The organism is Acidobacteriota bacterium (genome assembly GCA_028874215.1).
Classification (GTDB): domain Bacteria; phylum Acidobacteriota; class UBA6911; order RPQK01; family JAJDTT01; genus JAJDTT01.
The window spans coordinates 82,146-106,594 of the sequence record JAPPLF010000042.1; the positions used below are offsets into that span (position 1 = coordinate 82,146).

The 24,449-nt window shown below is 63.1% G+C and carries 15 protein-coding genes; 5 read left to right on the top strand and 10 right to left on the bottom strand.

Annotation, left to right across the window (positions count from 1 at the left end; all coding sequences use genetic code 11):
* Positions 1-159: 159 nt before the first annotated feature.
* Complete coding sequence (locus tag OXT71_08225) at positions 160-696, bottom strand: cytochrome c3 family protein (protein ID MDE2926368.1); 537 nt, start codon at positions 694-696, stop codon at positions 160-162.
* 203 nt (positions 697-899) lie between these two features.
* On the opposite strand from OXT71_08225, the gene OXT71_08230 reads away from it, so the two are divergent.
* Both OXT71_08230 and OXT71_08235 read left to right on the top strand, forming a co-directional pair.
* Positions 900-3,926, top strand: coding sequence for a DUF1553 domain-containing protein (locus OXT71_08230; GenBank protein ID MDE2926369.1), 3,027 nt, complete (start codon positions 900-902; stop codon positions 3,924-3,926).
* Between the two features lie 14 nt (positions 3,927-3,940).
* Positions 3,941-5,383, top strand: coding sequence for a DUF1501 domain-containing protein (locus tag OXT71_08235; protein ID MDE2926370.1), 1,443 nt, complete (start codon positions 3,941-3,943; stop codon positions 5,381-5,383).
* A 265-nt stretch (positions 5,384-5,648) separates the two neighbouring features.
* Here OXT71_08235 and OXT71_08240 read toward each other — a convergent pair whose 3' ends face one another.
* The 7 genes from OXT71_08240 to OXT71_08270 form a co-directional block, all read right to left on the bottom strand.
* Entirely contained in the window at positions 5,649-6,419 is a 771-nt protein-coding gene (locus OXT71_08240; GenBank protein ID MDE2926371.1) for a hypothetical protein, read from the bottom strand.
* Between the two features lie 115 nt (positions 6,420-6,534).
* Complete coding sequence (locus tag OXT71_08245; protein MDE2926372.1) at positions 6,535-8,337, bottom strand: ABC transporter ATP-binding protein; 1,803 nt, start codon at positions 8,335-8,337, stop codon at positions 6,535-6,537.
* 7 nt (positions 8,338-8,344) lie between these two features.
* Entirely contained in the window at positions 8,345-9,565 is a 1,221-nt protein-coding gene (locus OXT71_08250; protein MDE2926373.1) for an ABC transporter permease, read from the bottom strand.
* 14 nt (positions 9,566-9,579) lie between these two features.
* The gene (locus tag OXT71_08255) at positions 9,580-10,320 is read right to left on the bottom strand and encodes an ABC transporter ATP-binding protein (protein ID MDE2926374.1); all 741 of its coding nucleotides are present in this window, start codon (positions 10,318-10,320) and stop codon (positions 9,580-9,582) included.
* Complete coding sequence (locus OXT71_08260) at positions 10,320-12,059, bottom strand: efflux RND transporter periplasmic adaptor subunit (protein ID MDE2926375.1); 1,740 nt, start codon at positions 12,057-12,059, stop codon at positions 10,320-10,322. Before OXT71_08260 ends, OXT71_08255 begins: the two co-directional genes overlap by 1 nt.
* A gap of 67 nt (positions 12,060-12,126) precedes the next feature.
* Positions 12,127-13,923 carry an arylsulfatase gene (locus OXT71_08265; protein MDE2926376.1) on the bottom strand — a complete coding sequence of 599 codons (1,797 nt, stop codon included), beginning with the start codon at positions 13,921-13,923 and terminating at the stop codon, positions 12,127-12,129.
* Positions 13,907-15,583, bottom strand: a complete 1,677-nt coding sequence (locus OXT71_08270) for a hypothetical protein (protein ID MDE2926377.1) — start codon at positions 15,581-15,583, stop codon at positions 13,907-13,909. Before OXT71_08270 ends, OXT71_08265 begins: the two co-directional genes overlap by 17 nt.
* Positions 15,584-15,661: 78 nt before the next feature.
* On the opposite strand from OXT71_08270, the gene OXT71_08275 reads away from it, so the two are divergent.
* From OXT71_08275 to OXT71_08285, 3 genes are all read left to right on the top strand, one after another.
* Positions 15,662-16,555: a CAP domain-containing protein gene (locus OXT71_08275; protein ID MDE2926378.1), complete on the top strand. Its 894-nt coding sequence runs from the start codon at positions 15,662-15,664 to the stop codon at positions 16,553-16,555.
* 153 nt (positions 16,556-16,708) lie between these two features.
* Complete coding sequence (locus tag OXT71_08280; protein MDE2926379.1) at positions 16,709-17,977, top strand: ATP-binding protein; 1,269 nt, start codon at positions 16,709-16,711, stop codon at positions 17,975-17,977.
* Positions 17,977-20,175: a hypothetical protein gene (locus tag OXT71_08285; protein MDE2926380.1), complete on the top strand. Its 2,199-nt coding sequence runs from the start codon at positions 17,977-17,979 to the stop codon at positions 20,173-20,175. The genes OXT71_08280 and OXT71_08285 overlap by 1 nt, the downstream gene beginning before the upstream one ends.
* Positions 20,176-20,273: 98 nt before the next feature.
* Here OXT71_08285 and OXT71_08290 read toward each other — a convergent pair whose 3' ends face one another.
* Together OXT71_08290 and OXT71_08295 are read right to left on the bottom strand one after the other, a co-directional pair.
* Positions 20,274-21,746 (bottom strand): DUF1501 domain-containing protein, encoded by a 1,473-nt coding sequence (locus OXT71_08290; GenBank protein MDE2926381.1) that lies wholly within the window; start codon positions 21,744-21,746, stop codon positions 20,274-20,276.
* 39 nt (positions 21,747-21,785) lie between these two features.
* Positions 21,786-24,314 (bottom strand): PSD1 and planctomycete cytochrome C domain-containing protein, encoded by a 2,529-nt coding sequence (locus tag OXT71_08295; protein MDE2926382.1) that lies wholly within the window; start codon positions 24,312-24,314, stop codon positions 21,786-21,788.
* Between the last annotated feature and the right edge of the window lie 135 nt (positions 24,315-24,449).

A 24,449-nucleotide genomic window follows, 5' to 3' on the forward strand; every position in this document is an offset into this window, starting at 1 on the left:
CCGCCCCCCCACCCCCGGCGGGGGGGGGGCCCCTCCCCGGGGGGGGGGGCGCCCCCCCCCCACCACCCCCTCCCCCCCCCCCGCCGGGGGGCGGGGGGGGGGGGGCCCCCCCCCCCCCCCCCCCCCCGCCCGGAATCGGCGGCAGGAAAGCCGCCGCCCCTACTCGCCCAGCTCGTGGCAGAGATGGCAGTCGGTCGAGACCGACGAGGCCTTGTGGCAGTTCATGCACATCTCCATGTTGGCGGAAACCTCCTGGTTCAGAACCTCGTGGGTTTCCACGGCGCCGTGACAGGCGTTGCAGGGCTGTTGGGCGTTCACGTGGTTGGCGTGACTGAAGAAGACGAAGTCGGGAAGCTGGTAGACCCGGACCCACTCGGGCTCCTTGCCCTGCCGGTGCAGGACCTTGAGCGCCTCGATTCCCGGATCGTTCTTCCGGACCGTGTCGTGGCAGGTCAGGCAGACGGCGGTGGCCGGAAAACCGGCTCGCGCCCCCTTGGACGCTCCCGCGTGACAGCCTCCGCAGGTCAGTCCCAGCCGGGAGTGAAGCTTGTGACTGAATGGTATCGGCTGGGGCGCCACGACCCGGGGCAGATTCTCCTTCTTTCCCTTGTACTGCGGCACGACTTGGGCGAGGCTCAGAACGCCAAAGCCGGTAAGAACCGGAAGGAGCAGCCACCCGAGCCGTCCGCTGTCCATCGGCAGATGTTACCACCACCCTCCTCGACAACGCTCCGCGCAGGAGTGCCCCTTGTGGGTCCCCGCTTGACTTTCCGGCAGTTGAACTGCCGGAGAACGCTGGGTAGAGTCAGGACAGACTCATGCCGGGTTCAGCGCCTCCCTCGTCCTCTTACGGAACACGACGCCGCAGGGCAGGTGTCGCACGCGGCACGGCGCAATCCATGAATCGCATCCAGTTGGCTGTCGCCCGGGCCGGACTCGCCGGATTGCAGGTGGTGCTTCTGGCGGTGACGGCTCTGGGGAGCGAATCCTCTCCGGGGGGTGCCACCGGCGAAATCTCTTCCGTCCTGCAGAAATGTCAGTTCTGCCACCGCGGGGTCGGCGCCATGGCCGGCCTGGATCTGTCGAGCCGGGAAGGAGCCCTGTTGGGAGGGAGCTCCGGTCCGTCGCTGGAGCCGGGCGAGTCCGGACAAAGCCTCCTCTATGAAAAGGTCCGATCCGGCGAGATGCCCCCAAGCGATCCCCTGTCGAAAGCCGAGGTGGACCTGGTGCGGCACTGGATCGATCAGGGCGCCGTCTGGCCGTCCGGGGACCAGGATGGATCCCAGGCCGGAGCCGCTGCGCCCGAACCGCTCTGGTGGTCTTTGAAGCCGGTGCACCGCCCGGCCGTTCCGGTAGTGAAGCAGGCGGCCTGGGTTCGAAAGCCCGTCGACGCCTTCATCCTGGCGGCTCTGGAGGAACAGGGATTGAAGCCCTCTCCGCCGGCGTCCCGGGAGGCGTTGATCCGGCGGGCGACCTTGGATCTGCTGGGATTGCCGCCCACGCCCGGGGAGATCGAGGCGTTCGTCTCGGACACGTCGCCCCGGGCCTACGAGAACCTGGTGAACCGCCTTCTCGCCTCGCCCCACTACGGCGAGCGCTGGGGCCGGCATTGGTTGGATCTGGCCCGCTTCGGGGAAAGCCAGGGATTCGAGCGGGACAAGATCCGGGATCATGCCTGGCCCTACCGCGACTATGTGATTCGGAGCTTCAATCAGGACAAGCCCTATGCCCGTTTCGTCCTGGAGCAACTGGCCGGAGACATTCTGGAGCCCCGGTCCCGGGACGGAGTGGCGGCCACCGGTTTCCTGGTCGCGGCTCCGTGGGACGAGGTGGGAAACACTCAGCAGAGCGCCATCATGCGAGCCCGGGTCCGGGCCGAGGAGATGGAAGAGATGGTGGGGACGGTGGCCCAGACCTTCCTCGGCATGACGGTCAACTGCGCCCGATGCCACGACCACAAGTTCGATCCCATCTCCCAACGGGACTACTATCGATTGAAGGCCTGCCTGGACGGAATCCGGCCCGGCAACCGGCCCTGGATGACGCCGGAGGAGACGGTCGCCCACGAGGAACGAACCGAGCCTCTCAAGGCCGGAATCCGCAATCTGAAGCGGCGGGTGGCCCAGCTTCAGGACAAGGTCCGGGAGCGGGTTCTGAGGAAGCGGGGGATCGCTTCGCAGCCGGTCGCCGAACCCATCGCTCGTTGGACCTTCGACCTGAACGGGATCGATTCGGTGGGTGACGGGCATCTGTCCCCGGAATCGGGACCGTTGGTCGAAGACGGCGAATTCCGGTTCGAGGATGGCGGGATCCGGTTCAAGGACGCCGAGGGCCGATCCGACGCGTTGACCGTAGACCTGTCGGAAAAGACCCTCGAGGCATGGGTCCGGGTTTCAAAAGAGAACCGCCAGTTCCACTTCTTCAAGGTCGAGGATACCGATTCGCCGCTGCCCAGGGGGCGGTACGATGCCATCTACTACCACCACGAATCCAGCACCTGGCGAAACCTGAGCGAGTTCAAGAACCGCACCGTCAGTCCCGAGCGGTCCAAGGAGACGAAGACGGAGACCCCGATTCATATCGCCATTGCCTATGACTCCCGGGGCGGCATCCGAATCTACCGTGAGGGGCTGCTCTATTGGGCCCAGGATCCCAAGGGAGAGGGCCCCGAGTCCGCGCTTCAATTCTATGCCCGGGGCCGGACCAGGGTGGTCTTCGGCGGGAACAGGACGGGGACGGTGGACGAGGCCCGGCTCTATGATCGACCGTTGACCTCCGAGGAGATCGCAGCCTCCTTCCGGGCCGGCATTCAGCGGGTCACTCCCGAGGAGTGGAACGCCGAGGCCAGCTCTCAAGAGCGCCTCGCCAGAGATGAGCTGCTGGAAGAGGCGGCCCGTCAGGAGCGGCTGCTGGAGGGCGCTCCACCGGTTCCCCTGGTCTACGCCGTCCGGACCTACCGATCCGGTCCTCAGGTGATCATGGATCGGGGGGACCCCGCGACGCCGGGGGATCCGGTCGAGCCCGGAGGGCTCCTCGCCATCTCTTTGCCGGAGCCTGAATTCGGATTGCCTCCCGATGGGAACGAGGCCCGGCGGCGGCTGCGCTTGGCGCAATGGATCACCGACCCGGACCATCCTCTCACGGCGCGCGTGCTGGTGAACCGGGTCTGGCACTATCACTTCGGGCGGGGAATCGTCTCGACCCCCAATGACTTCGGATTCAACGGAGGCCGCGCCTCGCACCCCGTGCTCCTGGACTGGCTGGCGCAGTCCTTCCTCCGGCACGGCGGCAGCGTGAAACAGTTGCACCGTGAGATCATGCTCTCCAACACCTACCAACAGTCGTCCGCGTTCCGGGCCGACGCGGCGGCGGCCGACGCTGAAAACCGGTGGCTCTGGCGTTTCTCTCCCCGGCGGCTGGAGGCGGAAGTGATCCGGGACTCGCTCCTCGCCGTCAGCGGCCGCCTGAATCGTGAGTTCGGCGGCCCCGGATTCCGCCCCTTCGAAGTGAAGTTCTTCAACAGCCACTTTTACAACCTGGTCGACTCGGCCGATCCACCGATGCGGAAACGCACCATCTACCGGATCGTGGTCCGATCCGGGCACGATCCCATGTTGGAAGCGTTCGATTGCCCGGACGCCTCCGACAAGGCGCCCCGCCGCAGCCATACCACGACCCCCATCCAAGCCCTGGCGCTCATGAACAGTCCGTTCGTCCTGCGCCAGGCGGATCATCTGGCGGACCGGCTCCGCTTGGCTCTACCCGGTGACAGGGCGGGACAGATCGATTTGGCGTATCGGCTGAGCTTGGGGCGAACGCCCGGCCCTGAGGAAACGACCCGTGCCGTGACCCATGCCGGCGAGCATGGACTGGAGAGCTTCTGCTGGGCGCTGTTGAACTCGAGCGAATTCCTTTATCTCAACTGAAGCGGAAGGGTCCCATGGAAAACTCCAACCCGAAGCCAACATCGCTGCTGCCCAGAAGGCACTTCCTTTGGAATTCGGGCAGCGGTTTGGGCGCCATCGCTTTGGCCTGCCTGCTCCGGGAGGAAACCCGGGGAAGCGACACCCGGTCCAGGTTCGGGGCTCGTCCCTCCCATTTTCCAGGTCCCGCCAAGAGGATCCTGCACATCTATGCTGCGGGAGGCGCCAGTCACGTGGACACCTTCGACTACAAGCCCGAGTTGACCCGGTTGGATGGCAAGACCATGGCCGGGAAGCGAAAGGTCGACACCTTCTTCGGGCAACCCGGGACCTTGATGCAGAGTCCCTTTGAATTTCGGCGAAGGGGCCAGAGTGGGCTCTGGGTGAGCGATCTTCTGCCTCACTTGGCGGAGTGCGCCGACGATCTCTGCATGATCCGGTCCATGGTGGCCAAGAGCTCCAATCACACACCGGCCACATTTCAGATGAATTCGGGATTCACCCGCAACGGATACCCCTGTATGGGGTCCTGGGTCACCTACGGCCTGGGCTCCGAGAACCGGGACCTGCCCGGTTTCATCGTGCTTCCGGACCCCCGGGGTCTTCCCGCCGGAGGGTCCATCAACTGGACCGCCGGGTTCCTGCCGGCGTCCCATCAGGGCGTGGCGTTCCGAAACTCGGGCGATCCCCTGCCGTACCTGTCGACTCCGCCCACCGTCTCCTCCCGGCGCCGCGCCAGCGAGATGGAACTCCTGGCCCGGATGAATCGGGAACACTTGGAAATCAATCCCGGAGACAGCGCCTTGGAGGCGCGGCTCCAATCCTACGAGTTGGCCGCCCACATGCAGATGACCATCCCCGACATCGTGGATCTGGACACGGAGCGGCCGGAAACGCGGCGGCTCTACGGCCTGGACGAGGAGAAGACGAACAGCTTCGGCCGGAATTGCCTGCTGGCTCGCCGGCTGCTGGAAAAAGGTGTCCGGGTCGTTCAAGTCTGGATCGGCGGCGCCTTCGGCCGGCCTCGCATCAACTGGGACGGGCACGAGGACATCAAGGAGAATCACACCGATCAGGCCGACACCATGGATCGTCCGTTGGCCGGACTCCTGAAAGACATGAAGGAGCGGGGCATGCTGGAGGACACCCTGGTGGTCTGGTCGACGGAGTTCGGCCGGACCCCGTTCACCGAAGGGCTGGGCGCCAAGGGCCGCGACCATCACCAGCTCGCCTTCACCTGCTGGCTCGCGGGCGCCGGTGTCCGGAAGGGATTCAGTTACGGCGCTTCAGACGATGTGGGCTACGACGTGGCCCGGGACCCGGTCACCATCTACGATTTTCACGCCACCATCCTTCATCTGCTGGGGCTGGACCACAAGAAGCTCACCTTTTACCACAACGGCATTCAGCGCCGCCTCACCGACGTCCACGGCCACGTGGTGCGTGGTGTATTGGCGTAGGGTCGAGTCGTCACCGCCTAATTCCAGGATGTTCAGCTCCGCCATCCGGGACCCGGACTAAACCTGGGATTCCCGCGCAATGCCGAGGAACGGACCGTCCATGCTCCTCCTGTGAAATACGAAACTCAGTTAACACGAACCCGAGCCAGAACTTCCGTTCGGAACACAACCATCCTGTTTCTGGTGTCCGTGGAGCCTTCACCGCCAACGTACTGGACAAGGATGGACTTCATGTCTTGTTCCTCCTTCAAATCCCTCGCTTGACTCACTGGAACCTCACCCGGATCTGAAACTCCTGTCGAAACACCACTATCTGACTGGCAGACCCGGAGGTCCCCTCACCGCCGACGTACTGGACCACCAACCGGCCCGAGGTGGGGCCTCCGTCGTAGGCGTGGCGCATCTGGACCATGAACGGACCGTCCCTGGCGTACTCGGCTCCCCCGGCTGACTTCTCGGCCCAATAGGCCAAGTGCGTTCCAAGGGCCTTGCCCCCGGACCTCAGCATCTCGAAGCCCACAACTTTATCGTGGATCGCCCACTGGAGAAGCCTGCCGTGTTTCCAGGGGCCCATCGCGAACATCTGCTGGGCGAACTGTACAACCCGTACGGCGATCAGGCCGTTCGCAGCGTCGAACCCCAGGCTCCGGTCGCCCTGGCTCATGTTCGTGAAGATGTTTCCGAGCATGAAGAGCTGGAGCGTGTACTGGCCAAAGAACTCCGCATCACAGTATTTGTTGCCATCAACATCCGTCTCCAGCGTATAACCAGCGTTGCATGACTCGCATTGGCCATCACTGCCCAGTGTCCCATTTTCACAAGTACCCTCACGGCCAGATTCGGCATCCATGTTTCCGTTCAGCGAGTCAACCGACCTCACGACGGCGACGGTCTGCCAGTACATCGGGTCGTTCCCGATCACGTCAACGGCAATCGGGTCCGGGAACCTCAGTTGCGCCTCATCATAAGTTTGACCGAACCCCAACACCCCGAACGCGAGAAACGCCGCCAGGAAAACACGACACGAAAACTTCATGACACCCTCCTACTTCAACCTTGAGGTCCTTGCTTGTTCTCTCTAACGTGCGGGTGTTCAGATCTGTGAGACCTGGCTGACGGGAAGGCAACGATGGTGGTTGGAGTTCAGGTGGCTACGCCGTTCGCACCTGCCAGTGCCGTGACGTGTCCTGAGCCGTCCAGAGACGTTCGTAGAGGCCTGCGGCGTGGATCAGCCGCGAGTGGGTTCCCGTCTCCACGACCCGTCCCTCCTGGAGCACCACGATCCGGTCGGCGTTGCGGACGGTAAAGAGGCGGTGAGCGATGACCAGGACTGTCCGGTCCCGGGTCAGGCGGGTGATGGCTTCCCGGATCTCCAACTCCGACTCGGTGTCCACGCTTGAGGTGGCTTCGTCCAGGATCAGGACGGGCGCGTCTTTGAGGAGGGCGCGGGCGATGGAGATCCGCTGTTTCTCGCCTCCCGAGAGGCGCGCTCCCCTCTCCCCGACCATGGTGTCGTAGCCCTGGGGCAGGGATAGGATGAATTCCTCGGCGTTGGCGGCTCGGGCGGCGTCACGGATTTCGGCCTCGGTGGCGCCGGGGTTTCCCACCAGGATGTTCTCCCGGATGGTGGCATGGAAGAGATACACGTCCTGCATGACGTGGGCCACACTCCGGCGCAACGGTTCCAGCGCCAGATTCCGGACGTCGATCCCGCCGACCTTCACCGCTCCGAACTGCGGTTCGTAGAACCTGGGGACCAGGTTGCAGGAGGTCGTCTTGCCGGCGCCGGTGGGGCCGACCAGGGCCAGGACTTCGCCCGCTTCGGCCCGGAAACTCACCTCCCGAAGGACGGGAATCTCCGGCGCGTAGCCGAAGGTGACCCGGTCCAGCTCCACCGACCAGCGGAGGTCGCCGGGAATGGCGGCCAGGCCGGCCGCCCGCGATTCCACCGGCAGTTCCAGTAGCTCGAAGACTCGCCGCGCCGAGGCGGTCGCTTTCTGGATGACGTCGTTCAGGTTGGCCAGCCGCAACAGGGGCTGGAAGATCTGTCCCAGGTAGAGGACAAAGACCACCAGGTCGGCCAGGGCCACGTCTCCTCCCAAGGCCAGGCGTCCCCCCGCGGCGACGACCAGGAGGTAGGCCAGGCCGCCGGCGAATTCGACCACGCCCGCCGGGATCAGAGACCAGCGATTGGCCCTCACGATGCTGTCGCGATAGCGGGCGCTGGCCTGCCGGACCCGCCGCAGCTCGGAATCTTCCCGGACGAAGGACTTGATGACCGTGTGGCCGCCGATCCGGTCCAGGATCTCGGCCACCAGGTCGGCGCGGCGGCCCCGGGTTTTCCTCCAGGCTCGACTGGTCCGCCCCGCGAGCCGGTACACCAGCCAGGCGACCAGCGGCAAGGGCAGCGTGACGATGAGGGCCAGCTCGAAGTGAATGTTGAAGAGGATCAGGAGCATGGCTGCCGGCATCACCGCCGCCAGGAAGATCTCCGGCACCCCGTGGGCCAGAAAGTCCTCGATGACCTCCACGTCGTTGACGGTCCGGGACATGAGTGAGCCGCTGCGGCGATGCGTGTAGGCTCCGGGCGGGAGGGCCTGAACCCGGGCGTAGGTGCGGCCCAGGAGGTTGTGCAGCGTGCGGTAGGCGGCCACGTGGGAGAAGACACCGTAGCCGTAACGGAAGACCCCCCGCAGGAGAAAGAGTCCGGCCAGAGCAAGGGCCATCCAGATCAGCGTGGACCCGGAAAGACCCCCCTCCTGAAGCAACTGGATCAGCCGTCTCAAGACCAGCGGAGGGAAGAGTCCGACCACCGAGAAGAGGAGGCCGCACAGGAGCGACAGGGCCAGCAGTCTCCGGCTCTCCACTGCCAGATGGAACAGCCGGACCATGAGGGTTCGAGTCGAGTTGCCGCTCCGGTCCATCCGTGTCCCCGTTGCCACGTCCGGACCCACAGGAAGGCTACTCGTAGTGGAGCGCTTCGATGGGGTCCAGTTGTGCTGCCTTGTGGGCCGGATAATATCCGAAAAAGACCCCGATGGCAGCCGAGAAGAAGATGGAGACCGCGATGGCGTTGGGGGAGATCTGGGTCGGCCATCCCATGCCCTGGGAGACGAGGAAGGATCCACCGATCCCCATTCCAAGGCCGATCAAGCCGCCCAACAGGCAGAGCACGATGGATTCGGACAGGAACTGGACTCTCACGTGTCCGGGCCGGGCTCCGATGGCCATGCGAATGCCGATCTCCCGGGTCCGTTCGGTCACCGAGACCAGCATGATGTTCATGATGCCGATGCCCCCCACCAGGAGGGAGACGGCGGCGATGCTGGCCAACAGGCTGGTCATGACCCGGTTGGTGGCTTCGGCCGCTTCCGCGAACTCGCTCAGATTCCGAACCCGGAAATCGTCGGCCTGATCCCGACCCAGATTGTGGCGCTGGCGCAGGAGCGCGCTGATCTGCTCCTGGGCCGCGAAGCTCGCGCGGGCGCTCACGGCGGAGATCAGGCCGGACTGGACGTAGAGGACCCCTCCCTGGAACTTCTTCTGGACCGTGGTGTAAGGAACGATGATGGTGTCGTCCTGATCCCGCCCCCAGTTGTTGGCGCCCTTCTTCTTGAGGACTCCCAGCACCTGGAACGGGAGGTTCTTGACCCGGATCGTCTGGCCCACCGGGTCGCCTCCGCCGAAGAGCTCGTCGACGACGGTCTGGCCCAGGACGGCGACTCGAGCTGCCGTCTTCACGTGACTCTCTTCAAAGAATTCACCTTGGGTGAGGGGCCAGTTGCGCAGCAGCTGGTATTGCTCGTTGTACCCTTCGATGCGAGTGTTCCAGTTCTGGTTGCCGAACACGACCTGGGCCATGGTGGAAGCGCTGGGGCTCACGGCCTGTACCGTGGGAACCTCTTGAAGGATGGCCTCGAAGTCGGCGGCGGTGAGGGTGTTCTGAGTTCCCGATCCGCTCCGGATTCCCCACGACCGGCGGCTGCCGGCCCGGATCCAGAGGGTATTGGTCCCCATGGCGGCGATCTCCTCCTGCACCTGCCGCTGGGCCCCCTGACCCAGGCTGACCATGGTGATGACGGCGGCGACGCCGATGATGATCCCCAGCATGGTGAGAATGGAGCGGATCATGTTCCGGCCCAAGGACTTGAGGGAGATTTTCAAGATCATCCAGAAACCCATGGCGATTCTCCCGACTAGTGAAATTTGTCGCTGACGATAAGACCGTCCCGCAGTTGGATCGTGCGCTTGGCGTGAGCCGCGATGGACGCCTCGTGGGTCACCATGATCAGCGTGATGCCCTGATCCCGGTTCAGATCCACGAGAAAGCGCATGATCTCTTCCGACGTCGCCGAGTCCAGGTTGCCGGTGGGTTCGTCGGCCAGCAGGATGGCCGGCCGGTTGACCAGGGCCCGGGCCACGGCGACCCGCTGCTGCTGACCGCCCGACAGTTGATTGGGCATGACCTGGGCCTTCTCCGGGATGCCCACCACTTCCAACGCCTCCTCGATCCTGCGGGCCCGCTCCTGGCGGGGAACGCCGGCGTAGAGCATGGGCGCTTCCACGTTCTCCCAGATGGAGGTCCGGGGCAGCAGGTTGAAGCTCTGGAAGATGAATCCGATCTTCTGGTTCCGGATGTCCGCCCGCTGGGACGCCGAGAAGGTGGAGACGTCGATCCCGTCCAACCGATACTGTCCGCGGGTCGGCCGGTCCAGGCATCCCAACAGGTTCAGCAAGGTCGATTTGCCTGAACCCGAGGCTCCCATGACGGCCACGAACTCGCCCGAGACGACCTCCACGGAGACTCCCCTCAGGGCTTCGACCTGGACCTCTCCCAGGTCGTAGATTTTCCAAACGGCTTCAAGAGAAAGGAGACTGTCCCCGCCCGGCGGCGCGGAGTCGCGGAGATTCTGCTGCGCTGCGGCCACTTGAACCATCAACGGCCTCGACTGCCGGTGCCGCCGCCTCGGCCACCGGTCCCACCCCCTCGGGCGCCGCTCCGGTTGCTCGAGCTCCGGTTCCGGCGCGGCCCGAAGGCTCCGCTGAAGGGAGAAGTGCTGCCGCGCTGGACCTGGCCCGATTCGTCCAGCTTCCAGGTGATGATCTTCTCGTCTTCCTCCAGATCACTGCGCAATATGGCCGTCTCCCTTCCGTCGGTGATCCCCAGGAGAACGCGGCGCGGCTGGGGCTCGGCGTTTTCGTCCAGCACCCAAAGCAGACCGGGCCGGGGACGGGTCCGCTCGGCGCGGGGAAACCGGATCTTGGGTCCGGGACGGATGCCGTACTGTTCGATGGTGGAGATTCCGATCTCGGCATGGGAGATCTCGTCTCCGCCCCGGCGCGGTCCCCGCCGTTGCCCTCCGGGGCCCCGGCCTCGTCCTCCCCACGCCGGACGGCCGCCTCCGCCGTCAGCGTCGGCCAAGGCGGCCCGGTCGGCTCCCGGTCCTCGGCCGGGGCCGGCCATGGCGGTGCCGGGCCCGCCTCCCGAAGGCCGCCGTCCGCCGCCTCGCATCAACGCTCGAATCTCTTCCGGAGATATGCCCTCGGGCCGGAAACGAAGCGCCGAGTTGGCCACTTTCAGCACGTCCGCTTCCTGAGCGACCACGAAGTTGACGGTGGCCGTCATGGAGGGCCGCAGCTTCAATTGCGTGTTCTCCACGTCGATGATGACGTTGTAGACCACCACGTTGGTGGCACCGCCGCCGCTCTGCGCTCCGCCGGCCGATTCGGTGTTGGGGAGCTTGGAGCTCAAGCGGATCTCGGTAATCTTGCCCTCGAAGCTCTGTCCCGGAAACGCGTCCACGGCAAAATCGACCTGGGCCATTTCCGAGATGGCGCCGATGTCCGCTTCGTCAATCTGGGCGATGACCTGCATCTTCGCCAAGTCGTTGGCGATCAGAAAAAGGACCGGCGCCTGGAAGCTGGCAGCGACGGTCTGGCCGATGTCCACGTTGCGCTCGATGACGACGCCGTCGATGGGAGAGGTGATGTTGGTGTAGTGCAGGTCGACCTGCGCCATCGTGAGGCTGGCCTTGGCTTGCTGCACGTTGGCGGCGGCTTGATCGTTCTGGGCGTGGGCCGAACGGATGGAGGCTTCCACCTGGCTGACTTGGGCGTGGTTCTGGCTCAGGCGCGCCTTGGCCTGGTCGAAGGCCGCCTGGGCGTTCTCCAGATCGCGGTCCGAGATCACCTCGGCTTCGTAGAGCTCGCGGCTCCGTTTCAGCTCCCGCTCGGCTTCCTGTAGATTGACCTCGCCCACCTCCACGTTGGCCCGGGCGCTCTCCAATTCGGCCTCCCGGTTGATGAGGTTGGCCGCGGCGCTCTTGACGGCCGCTTCGGCGGTGGCCAGAGAGGCCTTGGCCCGCTCCATCTGGGCCTCGAAATTGGCCGGGTCGATGATGGCCAGGGTCTGGCCCTTCTTGACCACGCTGTTGAAGTCGGCATGGAGCTCCTGGATCCGTCCCGAGACCTGACTTCCCACCTGCACCGTCACCACGGCCTGCAGCAGACCGGTGGAGCTGACGGTTCGCCTCACGTCTCCGCGGCTCACCGGGACGGTCAGGTAGTCTTCGCCCGGCTGGCTGTCGGAGGGGCCCAGGTAGAGATAGCCGGCCGCGGAAACGGCCAGGACCAGGATGATGGTGACGACGGTGCGGAGGGTGCGCTTTTTTCTCACAAAATGATTATACGCCTGCCGATCTCACATGTTTCAACGAAAAATGAAGAGCTGCCGGAGAACCCGCTCAGCGCCCTTCGGAGGTCCCGGATCCGGACTGGACAAGGGAGACTTCCACGTAGCGGACGCCCACCGGTTTGTCGCCCCTGTGAAGCACGGCCTGCAGGCGAGTTTCACCCTCATCCAGCAGGACCTGGTCAAACGTGACTTCGGATGTCCCCGGGTCGAAGGGTTGCATTCTTCGGACCTGTTGAAGCCTCAACTCGGCATTTCCACCACCGGATGCCGGACCGAATAGGAACCGGATCCGATAGGCGCCCGCGCGATGGACCGTGATTTCCCAAAACCCCAGGTCGGTGTCTCCCCATCCGTCGGGACCCACCATGCGCCAGTCCTGGCGAGTGAGGATGACGGGGTCATCGTGGACCGTCCCCACCGCGATCCGGGGAGGAGCGTAGCCTCGGGAGGAGGAAACGTCCTGGAGCCAGTCCGCATAGGCGGAGCGAAGCCGCCCCACCACCTCGGGACGTCCGCCTGAAATATCCTGTTGTTCTCCCGGGTCGGCCTCCAGATCGTAGAGTTCCAGGGGATAGTCCTCGAATGTCTCGCCGGCGGGCAGACCGCGCGTGGCGAAGGCCACCGGCTGGACCAGCTTGTACCGCTGCTCGATGGCGGCGAAGTGGCGGAAGGGTTGGGGCTCGTTCCCCCGGTGGGACTGGATGAAGAGGGTCCGGTCGCCGGGATCCTGGCCGGCGCCGTCGAGCCGGGACATGAGGCTGACTCCGTCGAAGGCAACCCCGTCGGGAAACGCGATTCCGGCCGCCTCCAGCAGCGTGGGCATCAGGTCGATGTGGGCGGCGATGCGGCCGTCCGTGCCCGGCTCGAGCCGTCCCGGCCAGCGGAGCAGAAACGGCACCCGGATTCCCCCATCGTAGACTGTCCCCTTGAGTCCTCTGAGTCCGGCGGTGTACCGGCGCGTGGTGGCTCCGTTGTCGGTCATGAAGATGAGGATCGTGTTTTTCTCCAGTTCCATCCGCTTCAGGCCGTCCAACAGACGGCCCACGTTGTCGTCGATGTTGGTGATCATGCCGTAGATGCGGGCATCCTTGTCCTCCAGTCCGGTCTCCAGGTAGGACTGGCGGTAGGGTTCGGGTACGTCGTAGGGGGAATGAGGCGCGTTGGTGGGGATGTAGACGAAGAAGGGGCTCTCCCGATTCTCCTCGATGAACTCCAGCGCCTCCCGGAAGAAGATGTCGGTGCAGTAGCCCGGGTACGGCTTGGCCTTCCCGTTGTGCTGCAGGATGGGGTCGAAATAGGAGGTTTCGGGCGGGTCGGAAGGCTGGCCGATGCCGCCGCCCTTGTGGACCACCGACTCCTGGAAGCCCTGGTCCATGGCCCGGAGTGGATAGTTGTCCCCCAGGTGCCACTTTCCGAAGATCCCGGTCCGGTAACCCGCCTCCGAGAGAGTCTCGGCCAGGGTGACCTCGTCCGAGTGCATCATGGCCCGTCCCACGTAGGTGTCCACCACGCCGGTCCGGTAGTTGTAGCGGCCGGTCATGAGGCTGGCCCGGGTGGGAGCGCAGACGGGAGAGACGTAGAACCGGGTCAGCTCCACGCTCTCGGTGGCCAGGCGGTCCAGGTGGGGCGTGCGGAGGACATCGTCCCCATGGCTTCCCAACTGGGCCCAGCCCTGGTCGTCGGTGATGACGAGAATGATGTTGGGCCGTTCCGCTTCCTGAGCCGGAGGCGGCGAACATCCGAGAATCCAACAGCACAACAGAAGCAGCAGCCCGGATCGGGTGCCGGGCCCGCGGGGGTGCCGGCCAGCTGTGGAGGCGAGTGGAGAATCAACTGTAGTGGACATGGAGAAGAATCTGCTTGAGGTTCAATTTCCCGCTGGCCCGGGAACTGCGCTTCGCAACGCCGATCTCGAACCGGTTCATCCCCTGGCGGACCGGATCGGCCGAGAGCTTCCCGGACCGGAAGGGAACCCCCTTTTCCCCTTCCTTGCGAGGCGGCCGGACGCCTTCGGAATCCAACTCCACGGGCGTCTGATTGAGGGTGATCTCCAAGCGTTCGCCCGGCATCAGGTTGGGGACCTCCACTTCGATGTCCACACTCTTCAATCGTCCCGCTTTTTCGGCGGCAGGCAGGTCGTCTCCGACCCGCATCTCGACCGCTGTCCGGTCTTGACCGGGGCTTTCCGCCAAGTCCACCGGAACCTGGCCCGGATAGCTGGCGATGGAGTAGGGGCCCACGTTGCCCATGACGTCCACCGTCTGGACGTAGTCGATGGCGAAGGTCTTGTCCTGGTAACGGAGCGCGTCGCTGGAACCGATGTGGTTCAGGACTTCGTAGCCTTCCGCCGCAGGCCGTCCGTAGGAGATCCTGGGCACCCTGCGGTATTGGAAATTCCAGAGATAGATGCCGTCGGCTCCGGCCCAGAGGATGTTGGAAGCGGCTCCCCGGAAGGCGGCGTCGGAACCGAACATTTGAGTTCCGCAGTTGATGCAGGGGTAGACGGGGACCTGGTGCCGGTGGCCCAGTCGGACCAGCTCCTCGGCCGGATTGGTGAAGGGGACGTAGCCTCCACCGATGAGAAGGCGGTCCACCAGCCCCTCCTTCAGCCAGGTCTCGATGTCGATGCCGATGCGCCGACAGGCGGCCACGGTTCCCGGGCTGCGGATTCCAAGCATCAGCGGCCGGCCCCGGCGCTCCGACTCCCGGTCCAGGACCTTGCGGGCCGAGCGGATCAGGTCGGTCATCAGGGGCATCCCTTCTTCCTCCTTGCCCGTCTTGAAGTACCAGGGCATGCGGAAGAAGTTCAGGTCCACACCCGCCACGTCGTATTTTTCAACCGTGTTGCGGATCCACCAGAGCCGGTCTTCCCGGACCTGGGGAACGGCGAAATCCAGGCCCGACCAGATGGCGGCCGCCTGGCTGCTGAACACCGGTCCCTTCATGCTCTCGTCCCCCAGCAGCCATTCCGGGTGCTCCACCTTGAGGGGATAGATCAGCTTGCCCGCGGGCATGCCGTAGGAGTCGTGGGTGTCGTTCATCCGCAGGGAGCCGAAGAGTTCGACGTCCCGCCCGCGGGCGGCATCCACCATGACGGGAGTGGGATCTGAGATGACCGGATTCAGGGGTTTGCCGAGCTGTTGAGTCTCCCAGTAGCGGGTCTTTCCTTTGCCGATGGCGATAGCCCACATGATGCACCAGGCGATGCTGTCCACGGGGGTCTCCAGGATGGGAACGAAGCGTTGGGCCAGGAAGGCCTCCACGCTCTTTTCGGCGTCGTCGCTGTAGCAGAGGTCTCCGTCATCGTCCAGGATGACGCGCCGCCGGCGCCAGGCGGCTTCCCGCCTCTGCTCCACGAGCCGGGCCGCCGAATTGCCGCCGCAGCCGGTCAGCCCGCCGGCAAGAGAGGCGGACAGCGCCAACCCGGTTCCCTGCAGGAACTGCCGGCGGGAAGAAGATCTTAGGATCGAAGTACTCTCGGGATCGCTGGCGGGCCGGTATTTCATGGTCCAGAGAATAGCACCTCGAAGCCCCTGCGGCATGACGTTGATCAGTTCCCGAAGGGGCGGCCTATAATTGCTTCGGTGCGTCTCGTCTTCGGTATTTCACTGCTGTCGTTTCTGGTGGGGACCCAGCCCGAGTCCGCCCGGGAGCTGACGGAGAAATCGATCCGGGAATTGCGGCTGATGGTGGTGGAGTTCATCAACCAGGATCGGCTAAAGGCCTCGGCCCGGCCAGTGGTGTATTCCGAACCCCTCTCCCTGCTGGCCGACGAGCATTGCCGGGAGATGCTGCGGGAAGGCTACACCAGCCACTGGAACCGGGCCGGCTGGAAGCCATACATGCGTTATTCGCAGGGCGGGGTCACCGATCATACCTCCGAAAACATCGCCAGCATGAACAGCACCGGCTTCGAGGTGAGCTTCGACTCCGTCAAGGCCGAATTGACCGCGCGCCACGAGAGCCTCATCGGTGAGGAACCGCCGTACGACCAGCACCGCCAAAACATCCTGGACCCTCACCATACCCATGTCGGAATCGGGGTGGCCTACAGCAAGGCGGGCCTGCGGATGATCCAGATATTCGCCCGGCGGTACGTGAGCCTGGAGCCCATTCCCGCGAGGCAGGGACCCTCCGCCAGCGTTCAACTGAAGGGCAAGTTGCTCGTGCCCGGATACGATCTCCAGGCGATCTCCGTCTTCTACGAACCCCTGCCGGAAGAGATGTCCCTGGCCCAGTTGATGGGGACCTATTCCTATGCTTTGCCCGCTGACGAGAAGATCTACAGGACCCGTCTGCCCTCGATCATGCGCTACGCCGACGGCACCCGGGGATCGGTGGACGTCCGGGGCCGGTCCTTCTCCCAGACCATCTCCTTCCCCTCCCGGAAAGGGGTCTACACCCTGGTCGTCTGGCTCGAGAAAGAGAACGAGGTTCGGGGGTTCACGGCGACCAACGCCACCGTCTTCGTGGAGTGAGACGGAGAACTTCCTAGTTCGTTGAGATCACTCTAGATAGGCGCCTCGTGCACTCGGTAGGTTCCAATCGGACCTCATTCCGAAACTTCCCAACAAATCTGTTGCCAACAAATCCGTTGGTAATGTATGATGGGTTTTGTAGAGGAACCAGATATGAAAAAACTCAAGAAGGCAGGTGGCAACTGGGTCGACGGAGATCGATTCTTCGATCGAGACGTCGAACTTGAGGCATTGAGTGAGCGTGTCAAAGAGGGAACCCACACTCTGCTGACGGCGCAGCGCCGGATGGGTAAGACGAGCCTAGTAAGGGAACTGTTACGCCAACTGGCGGATGAAGGCAGCTTCGAGACCATCTTTGTCGATCTGGAAGGCGCTAACGACTCCGCTGACGCCATCGCCGAGATTGCAATCCAGACACGATCGGTTCGGACTGTTTGGGGTCGTATCAAGTCCGGTTTCGCGAACTTCCTGGAAGACTTTGGTGATCGAATCGAAGCCTTGGAAGTAGCCGACGTGAAGGTCAAGTTGCGCGCCGGAATCGATGCCGGAAACTGGCGCCAGCGAGGTGATCAAATCTTCACGGCACTTGCATTGAGCGAGAAACCAGTTGTGTTGGCCATCGATGAGTTGCCGATCCTAATCAACAGACTACTCAAGGGTCAGGACTACCGGATCACGCCGGACCGGCGGGACGCGGCAGACCAGTTTTTGAGTTGGCTCCGCAAGAATGGGCAGACCCATCGGGGGCGGGTATCCATGATCGTCTCGGGCAGCGTTGGTCTTGAACCCGTTCTCAAACAAGCCGGCCTCAGCGCGCAGGCAAATATTTTTTCGCCGTTCGAGTTGAGACCTTGGAGCCGGGAAATTTCCATCAAATGCCTGGGATCGCTGGCGTATACCTACGGCTTGGACCTATCTCGTGAGGTCCGATCCGAGATGTGCCACCGTCTCCGATGCTGTGTTCCCCACCACGTACAGCAGTTTTTCGACCATCTTCATGAACATTTGCGCCGGAATAAAAGACTCGCAGCGACACTCGCCGATGTCGGCCATGTGTATGAGCAGGATCTTCTCAGCGTCCGTGGACAAATCGATCTGGAGCACTATGAGAGCCGGCTGAGGATGATTCTGGGAACTGAAAGCTACAAGACCGCACTCAGTCTGTTGACGGAGACAGCGGTAGGCGATGCTCTACTGAGGTGGAAATCGATCGAGAAGTATCGCGGCGGTCATTCGACAGGTTCTGGGGATTCGGTGACAATCGAAGATGTTCTGTACACCTTGGAGCATGACGGTTATCTGGCCGCCGACTCCGATGGTTATCGGTTTGTTTCGGGTCTGCTTGAAGACTGGTGGAAGGCCCGACACGGTGCGTATTTCATTCCGATCGACAGGCGAAGATCGAGACAAGAGGCGAAGTGATGAAGGCAATCACCAAGAAATACAATCCGGGGTTTTTGACCGACGACGAACTCTTGCAATCGTTCTGTGTACGGACCGGCGAATTTGAATCGATCGTCGAAACTCTAAGCGAGAGCACCGGAAATTCGAATCCACACATCATCGTCATCGGTCCACGTGGCAGCGGTAAGACTCACCTGTTGCTTCGAGTCGCGGTCGAGATCCGGCGAAACCCCAAGTTGGAGAGGTTTTTCCCCGTCGTATTCGCCGAGGAGAGCTACGAGGTTACGACTTGCGGCGAATTCTGGTTGGAATGCCTTGGCCGTCTTGCGGACCAGGCACCGTCCACGGATGGTGTGGATCTGCACCGTACCTACGAAGACCTGAGATCCAGTCCGGATGATTTCATTTTGTCGGAGCGTTGTCTCGGGGTGCTCTTGGATTTCGCCGACCGTCACAGCCAACGTCTGGTGCTCCTGGTCGAGAATCTGAACATGTTATTCGCGGACATGCTCGACCCGGACGCGGGATGGCGGTTGAGAAAGACGTTACAAACGGAACCACGAATTCTCTTGCTCGGAAGCGCAACCAGCCGATTCAAGGAGATCGACCATCCCGAAAATGCTCTCTACGACCTCTTTCGGATCATCACCCTTAACCCACTCAATACCAGTGAGTGCGCAACGCTTTGGAAGACCGTTTCCGGACGATCTACTGAGTTGCGGACCATCAGGCCGCTGCAAATTCTCACCGGCGGCAGCCCCCGATTGCTTACCATCGTCTCTTTTTTCGGGGCGGGGCAATCATTCCGTGAATTGATGGAAAACTTACTAGCACTGGTCGACGATCACACGGAGTACTTCAAGAGTCATCTCGACTCACTGCCGGTCCAGGAACGACGGGTCTACCTGGCACTCGCGAGGCTTTGGAAGCCGTCGCTTTCCAGGGAAATCGCGGATTTGGCGCGTCTGGACACGAACCGGTGCAGCGCTTTGCTCGCACGTCTTCTACAACGTGGTGCGGTAACCGTTGAAGGAGGAACTGCCCGGCGCAAACAATACTATCTGACCGAGCGTCTATACAACATCTACTACTTGCTCCGTCGCGGTTCCGGAGCAGCGGCAATGGTGGATGCACTCATTCAATTTATGGCTTCGTACTATTCGCCTGAAAGATTATTGGAATTAGGTAAGCGAATTGCGGCTGAGACAGGAGTTGGTGACCAGCGAGCAAGGGAACTCGCTCGGGAGGCATTCGCAAATCTACTTGACCTACCGTTGCTAAAGTCATACCGGGAAACACTCCTTACCCACGAGGATGTTGTTAGCGCATTTGGGTCATCGAGCAGCCCGGAAATAGCGCCACAAATCGCCTATGCGCTTATAGCAAAAGCTGCCAAATTAGGTCCGACGGAACCGGCACTTACCATTTATGACGATGTAATCGATCGATTCGGTTCCTCTGAAACGTCTGAGCTCTTGCAAGTAGTGCAGTTCGCTTACGTTCTAAAGGCGGCGATTCTCATTGGAATTGGTCGTAATAGTAAGGCGGTTACGGTCTGCGACGATATTGTGAACCGATTCCGAACCCGTAGGGATCCAGCATCCTTAATATTATTGGCGATGGCATTTTTCAGCAAAGGAAGCGTGTTGCACTTGATTGGCGACGCTCCAAACGCGCTCTATGCGCTTGATCAAGCATTAGATCGGCTTAGTACAGCCGAAGCAAAGGGAATTAAGGGCCTTACCCCAATGGTTTCCAATACAATCCTAGGCAAGGGGCATGCGTATCATAAGAATAACCAACCAGGAGATGCTCTTGCTGCTTACAATGAGATCGCAACCCGATTCGGTGGAACCGACGATCCGCAGACCGCTAACGTGGTAGCAAAAGCCGTCGTAAAGAAAGTTATTCTCCAATGTGAAATGAATCGCACTGTCAGTGAAAATGAGGTCGTGATGCTGCTGGAGCACCTGCCAGCAATGGATTATCTTCCCGTAGGCTGTGTGCCTCTACTGATCCAATTTTGCGTCATGGCGGGTCCAATCCGTGCTCTTGAGTTGATCCAAGGGTCTCCGGCCTCCGATCGGTTGTTGCCCCTGGTCACCGCTTTAGAACAAATCCTTGGTCGCTCGCCTCGGGTAGCTCGGGAAGTTGAAGAGATTGCGGCTGATATACGCCAGGAACTAGAAGAAAAGATAGCTCTCGCCCGATCCTGATCAGGTAGGTCCAGTGTAGAAACCCACCGCCGGGAATTCGGAGTCACTGTCGGCAGGAGTTTGTCCCGAGACGAGAAGCAAGTCGCCTCGGCACCGTGTCAGGCCAGAGCGCCCTCGATCACCTGGCCCCGCTGGCCGGTGAGGCGCTCTTCCAGGCCGTGGTAGAAGTAGGTCAGCTTGGTGTGGTCCAGGCCCATCAGGTGCAGCACCGTGGCGTGCAGGTCGGAGACGTGGTAGGGGTCTTCCACCGCCTCGAACCCAAGCTCGTCGGTGGCTCCGATGGCCTGACCGCCCTTGACGCCGGCCCCGGCCAGCCACATGGAGAAGCCGAGCCAGTTGTGGTCGCGGCCCGGCTTGCCGACGCCCTCGCTGGTGGGAGTTCGCCCGAACTCGCCGCCCCAGATCAGGAGCGTCTCCTCCCAGAGGCCGGTCCGTTTCAGGTCTTCGATCAGTGCGGCCATGGGCTGGTCGGTCTCGTAGCCGTGGAGCGAGTGGTTCTTGATGCAGTCCACGTGGCCATCCCAGGTTTCGGGGCCGTGCCCGCCGCCCGAGTAGAGTTGGACGAAGCGGACGCCCTTCTCGATGAGCCGCCGCGCGATGAGGCACTTGCGGCCGTAGTCGGCGGTGAGCCGGTTGTTGAGCCCGTACATCTCCCGGGTCTGCTCACTCTCCTGTTCGACGTCCACCACGTCGGCGGCCGTGGTCTGCATCCGGTACGCCAACTCGTAGGAGTGGATCCGGGCGGCCAGCTCCGATTCCTGCTCCCGGCCCTTCAGGTGCTTCCGATTCAACCGTTGCAACAGGTTCAGGGAGTGGCGCTGGGTCCGTTCGCTGACGTCCTCCGGCGTCGCCAGGTTCAGGAGCGGATTGCCCTTGCTTCGGAAGAGGGTTCCCTGGTAGGCGGCCGGCATGAAACCGGCGGTCCAGTTGGAGGTTCCGCCGATGGGTCCGCCCCGGGGATCGGTCATGACGACGAAGCTGGGCAGATCGTTGCCCAGTGTGCCCAGACCGTAGCTGAGCCACGAGCCCAGGGAGGGTCTCCCGATGATGACGTTGCCCGTGTTCATCTGGATGTTCCCCGAGGCGTGCGCCGCCGTGTCGGTGTACAGGGAGCGAATCACGCAGAGGTCGTCGGCAAAGCGGGAGACGTGGGGGTAGACGCTGCTGATTTCCAGGCCGCTCTGGCCGTGCTTCTTGAACTCGAACGGAGATTGCATCAGGTAGCCGATGGGACGGTTGTTGGACCCCACCTTCACCTTGCCCTTGTAGGGAGTGCCGTTGTACCTGGTCAGCGCGGGCTTGGGGTCGAACAGGTCCACGTGGCTGGGCCCGCCGTTCATGAAGAAGAAAATGACGTGCTTGGCGCGCGTCGGGAAGTGGGGCAGCTTGGGAGCCAGGAGCTCCGGCGGGGCGCCGTCGACTGAAGCCGCGTTCAGTCGTCCGAAAAAGCCGTCGGTAGAGAGGAGGTCGATGAGGGCCAACCCGGCGAATCCTCCGCCCGTCTCCCAGAGGAACTCCCGCCGCGTCCGGCCACAGGGTGGATTGTTGCGTGTGAACCGCTTCGTCTGCATCGTTGTTCTCCCGGCAGGGCCGATTCCTACGGTGCCTCCTCAGTTGGGGTAGACGAATTCATTGAGATTGAAGACCACCCGGCAGAGTTGAACCAGGCTCTTCTCCCGGGCCACGAGCCGGTTCCGGTTCCGGGCGCTTACCTCCCAGAGGTGGGCCTCGGTCTCCTGGTTCAGGAAGTCCACCATTTCCCGGTGTTCGTCGGGAGTCGGTCCGCGGGCGAGCGCCAGGCGATACACGAGATCCACCTGCTGGGCCAGGTCAGGGCCCGCCTCCTCCAGGACTCTGCGAGCCAGGTGGAAGGCCTGCTCGTTGGCGAAGTCTCCGTTGAACAGCGTCAGGGCCTGGGGAGCGATGCTGGTCACCGGCCGCTGGGCGGAACTCCGGGTCGTGTCGCACAGGTCCAGGACCTCCAGCATGGGGATGAGCATGGAGCGCTTGATGAAGGCGTAGACGGTCCTGCGGGAGGCCTCCCGGGGATCGGACGTATACCAGATCTTGTCCGGATCCGGATGCCCTTCCAGCGCGGCCTCGGGTATGGGCGGCACCATGCTGGGGCCGTACATCTTGCGATTGAGCTGTCCGCTGGCCGCCAGCATCGAGTCCCGGATGGCCTCTGCCTCGAGCCTTCGATAGTGGGCCCGCCAGAGGAAGCGGTTTTCCGGGTCCGCCTCGAGGTACCCGGCCACTGGCTTCTTGCCCATGCGGTACGTGTTGCTGGTCATGATCAAGGTGTGGAGCTTCTTGAAGGACCAGCCCTCTTCGATGAAACGGCTGGCCAGCCAGTCCAGAAGCTGGGGATGGCTGGGCCGGTCTCCCATACTGCCGAAGTCGCCGGCGCTGCGGACCAGTCCCTGGCCCAGGTGCTGCTGCCAGACCCGGTTGACCAGGACCCGGGCGGTCAGGGGGTTTTCCGGGCTGGCGATCCAGCGGGCCAGGGCCAGTCTCCGCCCACTGCTGTTTCCCTTGGCGGAAAACGGGGGCTGGGAGCTGACCAGGGCGGCGGGAAGAGCCGGGACGGCCACGTCGCCGGGACTGGCGGCCCGGCCTCGCATCAACACGTGGACCACCTCCGGCGGCTTCGACTCGTAGAGGTAGTAGCCGCGGTCCAGATCGGGAACGGATCGGCGAACCCGGGCGATCTCGGCTTCCAACCCGGCGATCCGGCCCACCAGCTCGGGAGGGAGGGCCTCGGCCGTCTTGGCGATCATCTCCGTGGAGTATTGCCTGGCCAGTTCCTTCTGCTCTTCCGTTCTCTTCCTGATGTCTTCCAGCAGGGCAGCCACGGCCTTTGCGGGGAGTCCGCTTTGACCCGAGCGGAGCCGGTCGATCCGGAAGTCCTCCCGCAGCTTGTCGATCTTGGCTTCCAGCTCCTTGATGCGCTCGTCCCTCTCGGACTGCCGGGTCATTTGGGTGTGATCCCCCACCGGCAGGCTGACCTCCCGGCGTCCGGTCTGGGACCGGCGGAGGCCGTTGAAGAGGGCGACCATTCCGTAATAGTCCTGCTGGGTAAGGGGATCGAACTTGTGGTCGTGGCAGCGGGCGCAGCCCATGGTCAGTCCCAGGAAGGCCTCCGAGGTGGTTCGAACCACGTCGTCCAATTGATCGAAGCGGTCCTGGTCGAAGTCGGCCGGTTCGTCGTCCCAGGGGCCCAGCCGGTTGAAGCCCATGGCGACATGGGTCTCGGCGGTGGCGTCCTCCAGCTCGTCTCCGGCCAGTTGCTCCAGGATGAACCGGTCGTAGGGCTTGTCCTGGTTCAGGGACCGGATCACGTAATCCCGGTACTTCCAGACCTCCGGTTTGGTGGCGTCCCGCTCGTAACCGTTGGTTTCGGCGTAGCGGACCACGTCCAGCCAGTGCCGGCCCCAGCGCTCCCCGTATCCCGGGCGGTCCAGGAGTTCTTCGATCAGGCGGTCGAACGCTTCCGGGCTGGCCTCTTTCAGGAACTCGTGCTGTTCCTGCGGAGTCGGCGGAAGGCCGACGAGGTCGAGGTGCATGCGCCGCAACAGCGCTTCGTCTCCCGCCGGAGGAGATGGTTTCCAACCGCGGCCTTCCAACCTGGCCAGGACGAAGGCGTCGATGGGGTTCCGAATCCATTCCGTGTTCTTCACCACAGGGACCGGAGGCGAGGTCGGCGGTTGAAACGACCAGTGGTCCTTCGCTTTCGCCAGCGGACTCGAATCGGCCGATTCGGCGTATTCGGCGCCGGCGTCGATCCAGGCCCGGAGCAGGCCGATCTCTTCGGGAGTGAGCCGATCTCCGGTCTTGGGCATGAGCCGGTCAGGGTCCAGACCGGCCACGGTCTGAATCAGCAGACTCCGGGCGCTGTCGCCGGGGATGACCGAGGGGTGTCCCGAGTCGCCTCCTTTCAGAGCGTGGCCGCGTTCGTCGAGCCGCAGGCCGTTCATCTGGACGGTCGCTCCGTGGCACGCGTAGCAACGGTCCCTGAGAATCGGCTCGACCTGCTCGGAGAAGTCCACGCCGGCAGGAGCTGGGGGAGGGAGGTCCCGGCTCCCGGCCACAGCGGCGGTGACGGAAAAGATCAGCGACACGCCGAGCCAGTGGAACATGGGAAGACTTTTGCTCGATTCAGACCAGAAAATTGCTGATTTCGCAGGTATTCTAGCAGCCGCGTGTGAAGCTCGCCACGGAAACGGAGCGCCGGCAGATCCCGGCGGGTATGGTCGTTCCGAGTCCGGCGCGAA